14 protein-coding genes are annotated in these 12,416 nt (G+C 58.5%); 7 read left to right on the forward strand and 7 right to left on the reverse strand.

Features of this window, described 5'->3' with window-relative positions:
- Positions 1–12: 12 nt before the first annotated feature.
- Both ACW4YW_RS01875 and ACW4YW_RS01880 read right to left on the reverse strand, forming a co-directional pair.
- Positions 13–816 carry a polyamine aminopropyltransferase gene (locus ACW4YW_RS01875; RefSeq protein ID WP_457135999.1) on the reverse strand — a complete coding sequence of 268 codons (804 nt, stop codon included), beginning with the start codon at positions 814–816 and terminating at the stop codon, positions 13–15.
- Positions 816–2,684, reverse strand: coding sequence for a ribonuclease catalytic domain-containing protein (locus tag ACW4YW_RS01880; protein ID WP_457136000.1), 1,869 nt, complete (start codon positions 2,682–2,684; stop codon positions 816–818). Before ACW4YW_RS01880 ends, ACW4YW_RS01875 begins: the two co-directional genes overlap by 1 nt.
- Before the next feature lie 80 nt (positions 2,685–2,764).
- Here ACW4YW_RS01880 and ACW4YW_RS01885 point away from each other — a divergent pair, with 80 nt between their 5' ends.
- The 4 genes from ACW4YW_RS01885 to ACW4YW_RS01900 all read left to right on the forward strand — a co-directional run bounded on the left by ACW4YW_RS01885 (position 2,765) and on the right by ACW4YW_RS01900 (position 6,252).
- Positions 2,765–3,166, forward strand: coding sequence for a Fur family transcriptional regulator (locus ACW4YW_RS01885; RefSeq protein ID WP_287110364.1), 402 nt, complete (start codon positions 2,765–2,767; stop codon positions 3,164–3,166).
- Between the two features lie 153 nt (positions 3,167–3,319).
- On the forward strand, positions 3,320–3,739 hold the full coding sequence (gene dksA, locus ACW4YW_RS01890; protein WP_457136488.1) for an RNA polymerase-binding protein DksA: 420 nt from the start codon (positions 3,320–3,322) through the stop codon (positions 3,737–3,739).
- Between the two features lie 145 nt (positions 3,740–3,884).
- Positions 3,885–5,105, forward strand: coding sequence for a zinc metallochaperone GTPase ZigA (gene zigA / locus ACW4YW_RS01895; protein WP_457136001.1), 1,221 nt, complete (start codon positions 3,885–3,887; stop codon positions 5,103–5,105).
- 124 nt (positions 5,106–5,229) lie between these two features.
- Positions 5,230–6,252 (forward strand): CobW family GTP-binding protein, encoded by a 1,023-nt coding sequence (locus ACW4YW_RS01900; RefSeq protein WP_457136002.1) that lies wholly within the window; start codon positions 5,230–5,232, stop codon positions 6,250–6,252.
- Between the two features lie 59 nt (positions 6,253–6,311).
- On the opposite strand, the gene ACW4YW_RS01905 is transcribed toward ACW4YW_RS01900, so the two are convergent.
- Positions 6,312–7,304: a CobW family GTP-binding protein gene (locus ACW4YW_RS01905; protein ID WP_457136003.1), complete on the reverse strand. Its 993-nt coding sequence runs from the start codon at positions 7,302–7,304 to the stop codon at positions 6,312–6,314.
- 103 nt (positions 7,305–7,407) lie between these two features.
- Here ACW4YW_RS01905 and ACW4YW_RS01910 point away from each other — a divergent pair, with 103 nt between their 5' ends.
- The 3 genes from ACW4YW_RS01910 (at position 7,408) to ACW4YW_RS01920 (ending at position 9,131) form a co-directional block, all read left to right on the forward strand.
- Positions 7,408–7,662, forward strand: a complete 255-nt coding sequence (locus ACW4YW_RS01910; RefSeq protein ID WP_407994087.1) for a PLD nuclease N-terminal domain-containing protein — start codon at positions 7,408–7,410, stop codon at positions 7,660–7,662.
- A 68-nt stretch (positions 7,663–7,730) separates the two neighbouring features.
- A complete protein-coding gene (locus ACW4YW_RS01915; protein WP_457136004.1) occupies positions 7,731–8,033 on the forward strand; it encodes a DUF1840 domain-containing protein in 303 nt (100 codons plus the stop codon).
- Positions 8,034–8,072: 39 nt separating this feature from the next.
- The gene (locus ACW4YW_RS01920; protein ID WP_457136005.1) at positions 8,073–9,131 is read left to right on the forward strand and encodes an AI-2E family transporter; all 1,059 of its coding nucleotides are present in this window, start codon (positions 8,073–8,075) and stop codon (positions 9,129–9,131) included.
- A 115-nt stretch (positions 9,132–9,246) separates the two neighbouring features.
- Here the strand turns inward: ACW4YW_RS01920 and ACW4YW_RS01925 are convergent, their stop codons facing one another.
- The 4 genes from ACW4YW_RS01925 to ACW4YW_RS01940 form a co-directional block, all read right to left on the reverse strand.
- Positions 9,247–9,609 (reverse strand): DUF3325 domain-containing protein, encoded by a 363-nt coding sequence (locus ACW4YW_RS01925; RefSeq protein ID WP_457136489.1) that lies wholly within the window; start codon positions 9,607–9,609, stop codon positions 9,247–9,249.
- Between the two features lie 88 nt (positions 9,610–9,697).
- Positions 9,698–11,233, reverse strand: coding sequence for a PepSY-associated TM helix domain-containing protein (locus ACW4YW_RS01930; protein WP_457136006.1), 1,536 nt, complete (start codon positions 11,231–11,233; stop codon positions 9,698–9,700).
- Positions 11,230–11,502, reverse strand: coding sequence for a hypothetical protein (locus tag ACW4YW_RS01935; RefSeq protein WP_407994092.1), 273 nt, complete (start codon positions 11,500–11,502; stop codon positions 11,230–11,232). Before ACW4YW_RS01935 ends, ACW4YW_RS01930 begins: the two co-directional genes overlap by 4 nt.
- Positions 11,499–12,416 carry an alpha/beta hydrolase gene (locus ACW4YW_RS01940; protein WP_457136007.1) on the reverse strand — a complete coding sequence of 306 codons (918 nt, stop codon included), beginning with the start codon at positions 12,414–12,416 and terminating at the stop codon, positions 11,499–11,501. The genes ACW4YW_RS01935 and ACW4YW_RS01940 overlap by 4 nt, the downstream gene beginning before the upstream one ends.

A 12,416-nucleotide genomic window follows, 5' to 3' on the forward strand; every position in this document is an offset into this window, starting at 1 on the left:
TCCTGAAGGCTGTTAGGATTCCAGCAACAAGCGGTTGCTGGTACTCGGGTTGTGCTCACGCAAGCGCTCGACGAACTCAAGGAACTCGACCTTGTGCTCGGCTTCGAGCGCCTTGGCGCGAACGCGCAGCGTGCTCCAGCGCAGGTCGTTCGGCGCCCGCTTGAAGCCGAACACGACCACATTACCAGGCCTGCCTGTGGGCATTACCAGAATGCGGCCATGAAAGCTGGTCTCGATACGCTGCAGGTAGACGTCGTAACTCTTGTCGCTGCCCCAGAGGTTGATCGCGCACATGCCATCCAGCGTCAGCGCCTCGAAGCAGGAATCGAAGAAATCCTGCGAGCATAAGTCTGCTGGCAAGCCGTTGCTGCCGAACGCATCCATCATGAGCATGGAAGTCGTGCCTGGGTTGTCGCGCAGGAAAGCGGCGGCATCGCCCTCGATGATCTCGAAACGCTCGTCGTCTTCCGGGGTGAAGAAGTGGCTGCGCGCCACCTCGATAATGCGCGGATTGATTTCCACCACCCGCGTCTTCACCTGCGGCATGTGGTGGTAAACGTATTTGGGAATCGAGCCGCCGCCCAGCCCCAGCACCACCAGGTCGCGCGGCTGCTTCTGGAACAGCAGGTACACCATCATGCCGCGCGAGTAGCGCAGCTCCAGCGCGTACGGGTCCTTGATGCGCATCGAGCTCTGGATGGTGTCCGACCCCAGATGCAGGGAGCGCACGCCGTCGATCTCGCTAACATCGACGCTGTCTTCGCTGGTAATGGCCTTGTGTATGCTGCGCGCGATCTTGCGCCCCACCCTGAACATCAGGCGGCCTCGCTTTCTGTCGCGGGTTCGACATGCTCCAGCGACTTGAATCGGCTTTCGAGCTCGATCAGCAAGGTATCGACCTTCTGGATTTCAATGATCACGCGGCTGCCGGGCGCCAGCTCGGGCATGCCGTGCACCTTGGCGATCAGCGGCATGCCGTCGAGGCGTACCAGGCTCTCGCGCCAGACAGTGGTGCCGATCTCATGGATGTCTTCCTGCAACAGGTATTGCAGGCACCAATAGCGCTCCATGCGCGTCTGGAATTCGTTATAGGCGTTGTAGGTCAGGTCGAAGTTGCGCATCACTACCGCCAGCTCGTCGCTACCTGGCGGATAAACAGGCTCCTGCCCCTGCACCACGGCAACGATCTGGCGCTGGTTGACCAGGTCCACCGCGCGGCGCAATGGCGAAGTGCTCCAGCTGTACTGGTTCACGCCCAGTCCCTGGTGCGGCTCGGCCTTGACCGTCATGTAGACTTTGCCGCCGTTCTGGGCCCGGTAGATGCCCGGCACATTGTGCTCGGCCAGCAGGCCGCCCCAATGGCTGTTTGCCTCGATCATCAGTTCAGCCACCAGCTTGTCGATCGGTGCGCCGCGGCGGCGACCGACGATGCGCACCCGGCCGTCGTCGACGTAGAAGTTGTAGTCGAGCTGGACCGGGCGTGTGGGATCGTATTTGCCGCGTGCCTTTTCCAGCGACTCTGCCAGTCGGAACAGGAACAGCAGCCGCTGCCAATAGGGATGTCCCGTATCCTGCTCCAGCATGTTCTCGTTGAAGAAAGGCTCCAGCGTGTCATGGCGCAGGTTCTCGGCCACCTTGACCTGCTCGACGCGGCTTTCCCGCTTGATGATGCTCAAGTCGGGCGCCACGTCCAGGTAAAGCGAAAGCGCCGGCCGCCACTCGCCCTGGTTCAGGCTGAACGGCGTCACCACCTCTTCCGGCAGCATGGTGATCTTGTTGCCGGGCATATAGACGGTGGAAAGCCGCTGCATGACGACCTGGTCCAGCTGGCCGCCCGGCAGGATGCCCAGCGCCGGTGCGGCGATATGGATGCCCACCCTGGTCACGCCGTCGGCCAGCGGCACCAGGGTGAAGGCATCGTCGATCTCGGTGGTCGTACTGTCGTCAATGCTGAATGCCTCGGCCTCTGCACGCGGCAGATCCGCCGGCAATACGGGAGGGTCCATGTCGGGGAAGCCCTGCCCTTCGGCGAAGTATTCCCGCAGGAACGCGCCGAGGTGGTAATCATGCACGGATGAAATTGCGCCACACGACGCCAGCACGCGGACGACATGCTGGTTGCTTTCTCCCGCCGCCTGCTCCAGCGCCTTCCATTCCAGGCTATTCTTGTCGGGTTGGTAGAGCAAGGCGTCTATCACCTTGCCGTCGAACTCGGCAGGCAACTGCCCAGCCTTGAGCTGCTCGACATACTGCGCCACCTTCTGGGCTTGCAGGCGCTTCTTTTCCAGCCCGGCCAGCGCGGCCTGCAGGGTTTCCTCGGGAGCGGCCTTGTAGCGCCCCTTGCCCTTGCGGTAGAAATACATGGGCGCGCCATGCAGCCGGATGGCAATGGCGGCCGCCTGGATGGAGGTCGGCTTGCCGCCGTAATACTCCTCGGCAAGCTCCTCGAAACCGAACTCAAGCTCGCCGCAGCATTCCCAAAGAAATGGGACATCGAGGCCCTCGGCCTCTGCGCTGGCGTTTTCCATGAATCCCGACAATGCGCCCTCGAAGCGCATCAATACGTTGGCGGACTTGATCTTGGAACGTTTGCCGGAAATAGCCTCCACTTGGAGAGAGCTGGGGTTTTCCGTCATAACCGAGGCAACCTTAAAACTGCCCTCTTCTTCAAAAAATACGTTCATAATCCTGCTTTTTGGACGTGCCCTGTTGACGGCACGTGATGATTGTCTGTAATTTAGCGCCTATGCATAACGCCGAACGAATGATACATGAGATTGGGCAGCGCCCGACCTCCTCACGTGTTGCTGTATTGAATGTCCTGATGGAGTCGGAATTCCCGCTCACGCATCATGAATTACTGCAAACGCTGACCAAGGAAGCGCCTTTCGACCGCGTCACCCTGTATCGCGTTCTCGACTGGCTGGTGGAGTGCAACCTCGTGCATCCCATCATGGGCGACGACCGCGCCAGGCGCTTCCAGCTGACCCAGCGTAATGCCAAGCACCACCATGCACATTTCGAATGCTCCTCCTGCGGCAAGATATTCTGCCTGGACGAAGTCAAGCCGCGCATTCCCAATAGCGTACCCTCCCATTTTACCGTCGAGTCGGTCGAACTCAATATAAAAGGACAATGCGACCACTGTAATTCCGCAAGAAACTAATCCCCCCAGGCCAAGCTTTCCTCACCGAGCCGGCCTGTCTTTGCACATCCACGTTATCAATCTCCCCCTAGAAATAAAATTAATTGCAACATAGTTGCATATCGAGACGCCACACCCTAAAATGCAACATTGTTGCATTTACTATTCGAAACCATGCCGAATCCCGATATCGCCAGCATTGAAGAATTGCTTTCCATGCCTGACGACCATTACATGAATCCGCAGCAGCTAGCCTTTTTCCAGCGATTGCTAGAGCAGCAACTCGCCCATATCCGCGACAACGCCGCCGAAACCAGCAAGCACCTGAGGGAACACGAAGAGTTTCCCGACCCGGCCGACCGCGCCACGCAGGAAGAACTGCATACGCTGGAACTGCGCACGCGCGACCGCGAACGCAAGCTGGAAAAGAAAATCAACGCGGCATTGCAGCGTATCCGCGATGGCGAATACGGCTATTGCGAAGAGTCCGGCGAGCCGATCGGCCTGCAACGACTGCTCGCCCGCCCGACCGCCACCCTTTCGCTGGAGGCGCAGGAGCGGCATGAAAGGCGCGAGCGCCAATACAGCCATTAAGAGCAGCTGACAAACCTCAGCGAAGCATCTCTGGCTAGGGACTCTGCCGCAGACAGTACAACTAGTACGACAAGGCAGGGCAACAACACCAGGAGAGTTTTCTCAGCCACTCTTTATTAAGAATCATCAAACTCCAGGAATGACCATGCAAACCACCCGCAAACTCCCTGTCACCGTGCTGTCCGGCTTTCTCGGCGCCGGCAAGACCACCCTGCTCAACCACATCCTGAACAACCGCGAGGACAAGCGCGTCGCCGTCATCGTCAACGACATGTCGGAAGTGAATATCGATGCGCAACTCGTCCGCGAAGGCGGGGCCGATTTGTCGCGCGCGGAAGAGAAGCTGGTGGAAATGAGCAACGGCTGCATCTGCTGCACCCTGCGCGAAGACCTGCTGGTCGAGATCAAGCGCCTGGCGGAGGCCGGGCGCTTCGACTACCTGCTGATCGAATCCACCGGCATTTCCGAGCCGCTTCCCGTCGCCGAGACCTTTACCTTCCGCGATGAAGACGGCACCAGCCTTTCCGACATCGCACGGCTCGACACCATGGTCACCGTGGTGGATGCTTTCAACTTCCTGCGCGACTATGCCTCGCGCGACATGCTGGCGCAACGCGGCTCATCGATGGGCGAAGGAGACGAGCGCACCGTCGTCGACCTGTTGATCGAACAGGTCGAGTTCTGCGACGTCATCGTGTTGAACAAGACCGACTTGGTCGACCAGGAGGCATTGCAGCAATTGCACGGCATCCTGAAAAGCTTCAATCCGCGCGCCCGGATCGTGGAAAGCGAATTCGGCCGCGTGCCGCTCGACCAGGTGCTCGACACCGGGCTGTTCGATTTTGCCGAAGCCCAGGCCGCCCCCGGCTGGCTCAGGGAATTGCGCGGCGAGCATATGCCGGAGACCGAGCAATACGGCATTACGAGCTTCGTTTACCGCGCGCGCCGACCTTTCCACCCGGAAAGGCTGTGGCGATGGTTCTCACGCGAGTGGCCGAACGTCATCCGCTCCAAGGGGCATTTCTGGATTGCGAGCCGCCCCGCCTATTGCGGCAGCTGGTCCCAGGCCGGCTCCATCACCCGGCACGGACCTGCCGGATACTGGTGGGCCGCCACGCCCAAGCCTTATTGGCCCGAAGACATGGAGTCGCTCAGCGCCATCCGCTCGCGCTTTTCCGGCGAATTCGGCGACCGCCAGCAGGAGATCGTGCTGATCGGCAGCAGAATGGACAAAGCCGCCCTGAAACAGGAGTTCGACCATTGCCTGCTGACCGATGCCGAACTCAGGCTCGGCATGCAGGCATGGGCGGACTTCAACGACCCCTTCCCCGCCTGGGACCGCCAACCTGCGGAAAGCGCAGCCTGACTCCTGCCGGCACGCTTGTCTTTGGCCAGGTGCCGCCATTCTCGTTTAAAATGCGAATGCCGCAACCCCAATGCGGCATCCTGCTATCCTCACAACATACCCAAGGGACTCAAGGAATTTTTCAATGACGCTGGACCATCGCATCCCGGTGACGTTGCTGACCGGTTTTCTCGGCAGCGGCAAGACCACGTTGCTCAACAAGCTGCTCAACCACCCCGGCATGAAGGACACCGCCGTCATCATCAACGAGCTCGGCAGCGCCGGGCTGGACCATATCCTCGCCCGCACGGTCGAGAGCCAGCATATTGCCGACAACACCGTGCTGCTGGAGTCCGGCTGCCTGTGCTGTACCCTGAGCAACGAGCTGGCGGACACCATGCGCGACCTGTTCTTCAAGCGCCAGCTGGAAGCAATTCCGGCTTTTCCCCGCCTGGTGATCGAAACCACCGGCATGGCGGACCCCGGACCCATCATGGCCAACCTGCTCAACGAGCCGGTGATTTCCTCCACCTATCGCCTGGATGCGGTAGTGGTCACCATAGACAGCACCTACGGCCTGCAGCAGATTGCAGGCCACGGCGAGGCGCGCAAGCAGGCCGCCGTGGCGGATGTGCTGCTCATCACCAAGACCGACCTGGCATCGGCGGAAAGCCTGGATGCGCTCTCGGCGGCGCTGCAGGAGCTCAACCCGGGCGCCACCCAATACCGCATCAGCCATGGCGAGATAGATCCCTCCGCGGTGATTGACGCAGGCCTGTTCAATCCCGGCGGCACACAGGCGCAACCGCAGCGCTGGCTGCGTGCGCCGTCGCGCTCCAAGGCTAGGCGCGGCATGCTGCCGCAAGCGGTGCACGAGGACGAAATCGTCAGCTTTACCGTGACCATGCCCAAACCGTTGACCTGGCTACAGCTGGAACCTGTACTGCAATGGCTTTGCGCCACGCATGGCGAAAACCTGCTGCGCATGAAGGGCATCATCCATGCGGAAGACCAGCCGGCTCCACTGGCGGTGCATGCGGTGCATCACACGCTTTATCCGCCCAATCTACTGCAAGGCTGGGATGAGGATGAGCCGATTACCCGGATTGTCTTGATCGGCAAGGGACTGGATGAAATCAGGATCCGCGATGCGTTGATGCAGATATAGGCGCGTTTTAAAGCTTGATCATGGAACGCCTACACTCATGACAAAATTGTCAGCCGCATTTACTCCAGGAACCTGGCAAGCGACTGCAACAGCTGCCTCTCGTCACTGCCGATTCCCGACTGGGTAATCAGCACCAGTTGGCTGCATCGGTACCGGCCCTGCCAATGCGGCAAGGGCTCGGGCGCATGCAATACGTGCTGTACGCGGTGCACTGCTATCGGGTCGGGCTCCCCCTCAATATGGAATACGCCTTTGAGGCGCAACAGTCCCGGGCTGGCATCATCGCGCAGTATCTCTAGCCAGCGCTCGAAATCCGCCCTGGGAACAGGCTTGCCAAACGACAGGCTCAGAGTGGTTGCCTCGCCGCCATGCAAGGCCGGCGCCGCCAACGCCGACAACCAATGCGGAAAACCTGCGGCAGGCCCCGCCCCGAATAGGATCGCAGGCCCTGGCGCGTCAGCCTGGGCGAGATCCAGCCTGGTTAGCGCCGCTGCAGGGTTCAGTTGGTGCAGATAGGCCTCGAGCTGATGCAATGCATCGCTGCCAGCCAGGTCGGTCTTCGAAACCAGCAGGCGGTCTGCCAATTGCACCTGCTTCATCGCTTCCGGATGCTGCTGCAAGGTCGTCTTCCCCAGCAGTCCATCGACCACAGTGACCACGCCATCCAGTTGGTAGGCCGCTGCAACATAGGCGTCGGTCATCAGGGTATGGAGGACAGGGGCGGGATCGGCCAGCCCGCTGGTCTCGATCACCACACGCTTGAATTGCCGCACGCCGTTGCGGGAAAAGCGCCAATGGATTTCCTTCAACGTCTGCTTGAGGTCGCTACGCAGCCGGCAGCACAGACAGCCATTGCTCAGCTCCACTACCATGGGCTGTTCCTGTTGATGCGCTACCAGCAAGTGGTCGAGGCCGGTCTCGCCGAACTCATTGACGATGACCAGGGTATCCTGCGCCTGTGGATGCCGCAGCCACCGGTTGAGCAAGGTGGTCTTGCCGGCGCCGAGAAACCCAGTCAATACCGTGACAGGCAAACGCATCCTGTCAGTCATGCATTTGCCCCGTCAAGGCATGCAATCTCCGCTTGCCAAGCCCTGCGGCGAGTCGGTAAAGTCCTACTTGTAATTCAGTGTAGTCTGATATTACGGATTGCATGTGCAGCGTACGCTCCTATCCGAACTGCAGCAGGGAGTCTCTGCCGTATCTTCCACCACCAAGAAAAAGGAAAACATCATGCAAAGCGTCATCGGTCTATTGATCCTCATTGCAGACATTTATGCGATTATCAAGATTATCCAGAGCTCGGCAGACACGGTAAAGAAAATCCTCTGGATTCTTGGCGTATTGATCTTCCCTGTGCTTGGCCTGATTGTCTGGTACCTGGCCGGCCCGGGCAGCAAAACCGACTAATCCCTACCACGGGCTGTCTTGCGTTTGCCAGATGGCCTGCCCACATATTCAAGTTCAAGGCCGCCACCATGCTCGTCACCTTTTCCACCTCCCGTTATAGCGACATCATGCTGTTTGGCGATGTCGCCAAGCAACTGCTCCAACTCATGGGCCATAGCGGCACGATTCCCGGAGCAATCCTCGCCGCCGACGTGCCACAGGCGCTGCAGCATTTGCAGCAAGGTCTCGAAGGCGCAGCCGCACCCGACAGCGCTGAATCACCGGATACTGGGGATGCAGCCACTCATGTCAGCCTGAAGAAACGGGCCCTGCCGTTGATAGAACTGCTGCAATCCGCTATCCAGAACCAAAGCGACGTGATGTGGAAATAAACTGTGCGCCAGCGTGTTTAACCAGTAGACTCCCGCCTCATGAACACTGCCGATTTTCATAACAAATCCTTCATCTTCCTGCTCCTGCTGGTTTCCGCCGGGCTCATCATCATCCTGCTGCCTTTTTACGGCGCGGTGTTCTGGGGCGTGATCCTATCCATCCTGTTCACGCCGCTGTACCGGCGCCTGCTTGTAGCCACGAAAAACCGCCGGAACCTCGCGGCGCTCGGCACATTGAGCGCCTGTATCATCATCGTCATCGTGCCGGTCGTCATCATTGCCAGCTCGCTGGTGCATGAAGGCGTGACGCTGTTCCAGAAAGTCAAGACGGGAGAGATCAATCCTGCCGTGTATACGCAGGAAATACTGGATGCCGCGCCGGCACCCGTGCACCGCGTCTTGGAGCGCGTCGGCCTGACCGACGTCAGGAGTTTCCAGGACAGGCTTTCGCAGCTTGCCATGCAGGGCAGCCAGCTATTGGCGACCAAGGCGCTCAGCATCGGGCAGAATACCTTCCAGTTCGTGGTCGGCTTTGCCGTCATGCTTTACCTGATGTTCTTCCTGCTGCGCGACGGCACCTCGCTTTCGATGCGCGTGAAGCAAGCCATCCCGCTCAGCGCTGAACATAAGCGCCACCTGTTCAACAAGTTCACTACCGTCATCCGCGCCACGGTGAAGGGCAATATTCTCGTCGCGATTACCCAAGGCGCGCTGGGCGGGCTGATTTTCTGGATACTCGGCATCCAGGCGGCACTGCTATGGGCCGTGATCATGGCGTTCCTCTCATTGCTGCCGGCGGTAGGCGCCAGCCTTATCTGGGCGCCGGTTGCGGTGTATTTCCTCGCGACAGGCGCCATCTGGCAAGGCGTCATCCTCATTGCATTCGGGGTCTTCGTAATCGGCCTGGTAGACAATATCCTGCGCCCGATCCTGGTCGGCAAGGATACCAAGCTGCCCGATTACGTGGTGCTGATCTCCACGCTGGGCGGCATGGCGGTATTCGGCCTCAACGGCTTCGTGATCGGGCCGCTGATCGCCGCGCTGTTCATCACCATGTGGGATATTTTTGCCAGCTCGCGCGTCGTTGACAAGAACTAGGCTAGGCTCAATCACCTCGCTAACAATGGCCTTAGAGCCGCTAACAAAATTCGGCAGCTATTCTGGGTTCTGGCGACGCGCCCTGCCAAACAAAGAATGATTTTGTTAGCGGCGCTTAGCCGAGTATGAGAGCCAGCAGGCTAAACAAACCCACGAGCACAACACTTGCGCCTATACGGACAACCTGGGTAGGGAAATAGGAAAGCATCAGCACCATGCTGATCGCTGCCACCGACACAAAGCCGCTCCAGACCACGATGCCTATGGTCGGGTTCCATCCATGGATGCTGGACAATATCCCCAGGGCGAGAAGACTCCAGCCCATCACCTTCAAGCACTTTTTCCTGCCCAAGGGCAGATCGGCTCCCCGCATTGCCTGGGCATAATGTTTTTCCATGGCCAGGCACAATGCAGTCATGCCCGCATAAGCCAAAGCATACGTCAGAAAGCAAGCGGCCAACAAAGAAGTATTACCCATCAAATCAACCCGTATTCTTAGCAGGATCGGCTGGCACTCTGCCAAGCCAGAACAATCGCACCTCAGCAATCAAGGAATAAGAAAAGCGCTAGCCTTTCCGCCTGGCAGGCACGCCTCGCATCGCGCCGGAAACCTTGGGCACCGCGACGGCAAGCAACACCCCGAATATCAGGATCGTGCTTTCAACGCCTAACGCTACGCCGTCTCCCCTTTGCAAGAAAGACAGCAAGTTTGGCTGCCCGGTCAACCACGAGTACAACGGCAACAGCCAACACAGCGCAACGGCAAAGACAAGCTGGTCGCGCCAGCCAGCCAATGGCTTGCGTACCAAGGCATGCACTATGCTTGCCAGCCATGTGAACAAGAAGGCGCGCACCTCCCAGTCGGAACGCCCTGCTAGGTCAGCCGGCAATACGCGATTCGCCCAGAAATAGATCAATATGGCATTGATGCTGCCCATCACGGCTGCCACATTAAGCGCCTCGATCAACCTGTAGACGCGGCCACTGGCAGCGCCGAATTCATTTTCAGGCCGCTTGCGGCGCTTTATGGTGAACAGCACCAGCCCTGTAGCAATCAAGCCGCAACTCACGATGCCGCCAATGAAATAAAGCCAGGAGATCGTCCAGCCGCCGAACACCGCCACATGCGTGCCGACAAAAGCGCGGAAAATGTAGGTAGAGTCGCGCCATTCTGTCTGCGCCCCGATCAGCTCCCCGTTGACGCCATTGAATGCGGCATGATTAGCCACTGCGGAAATCTTGTGATTGATGCTCTCGTAGAATTCGACTACCGACGAAGCGTCGCCGCCGTTCTTGATGATCACCCACTCCACGACATCAAGTGACTCCCTCGCCCGTGGTAGCAATGAAGATATATTGAGCAATGCTGCTTTTTCACCAACGTAAGGCAGGTCGAAAGACTGCACCGCGTCTGCACGAAGTCCCCGAGGATCCTCATACGCGGCCTTGATACCCAAAGGCAGGAAAACCAGCGGCTGCATTACCAGTCCTGTATAGGTAATCATCAAGAGAAATGGCAGCATCATGACCCCTGCTACGTTGTGGGCGTCTAGCCATGAGCGCTGTGCAGATGATTGCTTGCGAAATGTGAAAAAGTCTTTGAATATGCGTTTGTGAATCACAATGCCGCTAATCAGCCCTACCAACATCACGACCGCAGCCAGCCCGACAATGATGGTACCAGGGATTCCGGCCAACAGGGTGTAATGGAAATGGGTGAGCATTTCCCCGCCTTCGGTTTCACGTATCTCAATCTCTTGGCCGGAATAGGGATCAAGGGCCACTTCATGATTCTTTCCCTTGTCACGCCATCCAACATCCAAAGTGGGATGACGCTCCCCCGCCGGGATAATTCTCCAAAGACTGCCTTTCTCCCTAAGTGCGTGCTTTTCCAGGTACGCCTGACCTACCTCAAGCTGTTTTTCAAAGGAAGGCAGAGGAGCAGAACGGTCAATGCTGGCCTCAGGCTGCATCCAGTGCGTAATGCTGTGCTCGAATACTGCCATGGTGCCGGTCAGGAATACCGCGAACAGCAGCCATCCCAGGTACAAGCCAAACCAGGTGTGCAGCCAGGCCATGGATAAGAAAAACGTCTTCTTCATTTTACGAGCCGGGCCAGTCCCCACAATATGGCAAGTACAAGCGCGACCAGGACAATCCAACCCCAGGCACGCCAGGCGCTGCGCGCGGAAAATGCCCATATCATCACCGCGCAATATACCGTCCACGGCAACAAGGTGCCGTAATAGACCGCATCCGCACGATGACCGGGCCACCACAGCACCCACACCAGGTTGAACAAGGCCGTCAGGATATAACCGCCGACAAACGCAGCCAGCACCCTTAAGCCGATATCGCGAGACGGTTTCATTGACCTAATGTTCCCGCATTGAATTGCTCATGCCTGCCCAGGAAAAACTCCACTGCCCGGATGCTGCCCGTCAGCATGGCGGTGCCATGATTCTCCCCTTCCTGCAACCGGAAGAAAGTATCCAACCCATGCGGACGGCTATGCTGCAACTCTTCAGCCAGCTCGCGCGTGGCATCCACCATGCGCCTCTGCTGCATATGGGCCATTCTGGGCGATTGTGAAGCTGAACCGGCCAGCGGCCGTTGCTCCAGACCGCCCACCATCAGCAGCAAGCGAGATTGTCCCAGGTCGATAGAGGGCTGCGCAGAGAATCGTTTCTGCTCCTCGAGGATGAATTGCTTGTTCCACCAAATGGAAGGGCTGGAAGCGATGTAAACCTGGAAAGCCTGGGGGCGTGTGAATAATGCATGCAGGGCAAACAAGCCGCCGTAGGAGTGTCCAAACAAGGCCTGTTGCTTCGGATCGATATTGACTTCCTTGGCAATCATAGGCTTCAACTCGTGCTCGACAAAATCCAGAAAACGGTCTGCCCCTCCCTGCCTGGGAGCACGCTGGTCGCCAGTATTGGATAAGTCGGGTGCTGGCGGCGTCAAATCCTCAGCGCGGGATACCTCATCCAGCATTGCCTGCGTCGGGTAACCGATTCCCACCACCACTGCCGGCACTATGCCGGTCGCATCGCGCCGCTGGGACTGCCCATGTACCAGCATGGAAACCGGATAAAATAATGCATTCCCATCCAGCACATAAATCACGGGGAAGCCGCCGGCAGGCGGTTCAGACATGGGCTTGGAAATAAAAATACGGTAAGTCTTGCCTGTCGCTGCCGAACGGATATCCTGCTGCTGGGCTATCGGCAAAGTCGCTTCCCGCCAAGCACTATTCTCTTCCGCAATACTGGCACCAGGCTGCAT

It is taken from the genome of Methylobacillus pratensis (assembly GCF_054072455.1).

Excerpts from the sequence above, each read along its gene's own strand:
- ACW4YW_RS01875 (WP_457135999.1), bottom strand. The coding sequence starts at position 816 with ATGTTCAGGGTGGGGCGCAAGATCGCGCGCAGCATACACAAGGCCATT.
- ACW4YW_RS01880 (WP_457136000.1), bottom strand. The coding sequence starts at position 2,684 with ATGAACGTATTTTTTGAAGAAGAGGGCAGTTTTAAGGTTGCCTCGGTT.
- ACW4YW_RS01885 (WP_287110364.1), top strand. The coding sequence starts at position 2,765 with ATGATACATGAGATTGGGCAGCGCCCGACCTCCTCACGTGTTGCTGTA.
- dksA (WP_457136488.1), top strand. The coding sequence starts at position 3,320 with ATGCCGAATCCCGATATCGCCAGCATTGAAGAATTGCTTTCCATGCCT.
- zigA (WP_457136001.1), top strand. The coding sequence starts at position 3,885 with ATGCAAACCACCCGCAAACTCCCTGTCACCGTGCTGTCCGGCTTTCTC.
- ACW4YW_RS01900 (WP_457136002.1), top strand. The coding sequence starts at position 5,230 with ATGACGCTGGACCATCGCATCCCGGTGACGTTGCTGACCGGTTTTCTC.
- ACW4YW_RS01905 (WP_457136003.1), bottom strand. The coding sequence starts at position 7,304 with ATGACTGACAGGATGCGTTTGCCTGTCACGGTATTGACTGGGTTTCTC.
- ACW4YW_RS01915 (WP_457136004.1), top strand. The coding sequence starts at position 7,731 with ATGCTCGTCACCTTTTCCACCTCCCGTTATAGCGACATCATGCTGTTT.
- ACW4YW_RS01920 (WP_457136005.1), top strand. The coding sequence starts at position 8,073 with ATGAACACTGCCGATTTTCATAACAAATCCTTCATCTTCCTGCTCCTG.
- ACW4YW_RS01925 (WP_457136489.1), bottom strand. The coding sequence starts at position 9,609 with ATGGGTAATACTTCTTTGTTGGCCGCTTGCTTTCTGACGTATGCTTTG.
- ACW4YW_RS01930 (WP_457136006.1), bottom strand. The coding sequence starts at position 11,233 with ATGAAGAAGACGTTTTTCTTATCCATGGCCTGGCTGCACACCTGGTTT.
- ACW4YW_RS01935 (WP_407994092.1), bottom strand. The coding sequence starts at position 11,502 with ATGAAACCGTCTCGCGATATCGGCTTAAGGGTGCTGGCTGCGTTTGTC.
- ACW4YW_RS01940 (WP_457136007.1), bottom strand. The coding sequence starts at position 12,416 with ATGCAGCCTGGTGCCAGTATTGCGGAAGAGAATAGTGCTTGGCGGGAA.